The following is a 1,541-nucleotide window of genomic DNA, read 5'->3' as shown; positions in this document are numbered from 1 at the left end:
GCTGGAGAAGATGCTTCAGGAGCGGTATGCCCCCCGTACACAGACTCTTACACATAACTCTTGACACGACCCCGGGCGTAGAGTTGCAAACGTATCCCGCGGAGGAGATATGCGGAAGCTGATCCTCGCCTTAAGCCTTTTAGTCCTAGCCGCCTGTCAGCAACAGGCCACGGTGCAACCCCAAGCCTTTAGGGAAGCGGGCCAGACCTACATCGCCATCCTGGAGCCCACGGCCTCGCCCACGCTTCCCGCCCGTTTCTCCGAACGCCTTGCCGCTTTGGAAAGGGCCCACGGCCTTTCCATCCCCGTGGAGGACCGCCTCGAGGCCCTGGGGGCTGTGATTCTCCGCAACCTCACCCCTGCCCAAGCCCAGCGCCTGGCCCAGGACCCCAGGGTCTACGCCCTGACCCCGGACCAAGAGGTCAGGGCCTACGCCCAAACCATCCCTTGGGGAGTGGATCGTATCGGCGCCCCCACCACCACCGCCAAGGGGGCCAACGTCTCCGTGTATGTGGTGGACACCGGCATCAAGGTGGGCCATGAGGACCTCACCAACCTGATGGGAGGCTACGCGGTGGTGAAGTGCCGGGGCAAGTGCAAAACCGCCTACGACGATGACAACGGCCACGGCACCCATGTGGCGGGAACCGCGGCTGCAGTGAACAACAACGTGGGCGTCTTAGGCGTGGCCCCCGCCGCCGAGCTTTGGGCGGTGAAGGTCCTCTCGCGGTCCGGCTCAGGCAGCCTCAGCGATGTCGTAAAGGGAATCGATTGGGCCATCGCCCACAACAACGGGGGCAAGCCCAAGGTCATCAACTTGAGTCTGGGAGGAAGCGGCACCGATGACCAGGATGGCCAGTACTGCCCCAGCACCCGCTCCACCAACGCCTTCCACAACGTCATCCAGAAGGCGGTGTGCGACTACCGGATCACCGTGGTGGCGGCCGCCGGCAACGAGGGCGACAACGCCGCCAACCACATTCCCGCCGCCTACGACGAGGTCATCACCGTAAGCGCCACCAACAGCCAGGACGACTGGCCCTCCTGGTCTAACTACGGCCCCGACGTGGACCTCGCCGCCCCGGGAGTTTCCATCCTCTCCACCTGGAACTCCTCGAGCAGTGGCTACAACACCCTCAGCGGCACCTCCATGGCCAGCCCCCATGTGGCCGGGGCCGCCGCCTTGGTGCTTTCCCACTACCCCAGCTACACCCCGGCCCAGGTGAAGCAGGCCCTCCTCCAGAACGCCGAAAGCACGGCCAGCTGGCAAAACACCTCGGGAAATCCGCACCCTGAGCCCTTCCTGAACGTGAGGGGGTTCTAGCCCCCCCTATGGAAAAACCCCCGCCCTAGGGCGGGGGCTGGTTTTCCCGTGGGCAAAAAGAAAACCCCCTATGGGGGGCGCACCGGCTTGGACCAAGGGATCTTGAAAGCGCAGGAATGGGCTTGAATGCTCCTTAGAAAGGAGGTGATCCAGCCGCACCTTCCGGTACAGCTACCTTGTTACGACTTCGCCCCAGTCACGGGCCCTACCCTCGGCG

At 64.1% G+C, this 1,541-nt stretch carries 1 protein-coding gene and 1 rRNA gene; one reads left to right on the top strand and one right to left on the bottom strand.

What is annotated here, in order from left to right; genetic code table 11:
* The first annotated feature begins 109 nt into the window (after window positions 1-109).
* Window positions 110-1,324, top strand: coding sequence for a S8 family peptidase (locus G584_RS0111230; protein WP_028494671.1), 1,215 nt, complete (start codon window positions 110-112; stop codon window positions 1,322-1,324).
* A 137-nt stretch (window positions 1,325-1,461) separates the two neighbouring features.
* Here G584_RS0111230 and G584_RS0111225 read toward each other — a convergent pair.
* A 16S ribosomal RNA gene (locus G584_RS0111225) occupies window positions 1,462-1,541 on the bottom strand; the annotation flags it as partial.

Source organism: Thermus antranikianii DSM 12462 (genome assembly GCF_000423905.1).
Lineage (GTDB): Bacteria > Deinococcota > Deinococci > Deinococcales > Thermaceae > Thermus > Thermus antranikianii.
This window is presented reverse-complemented; position numbering and strand designations above follow the sequence as displayed.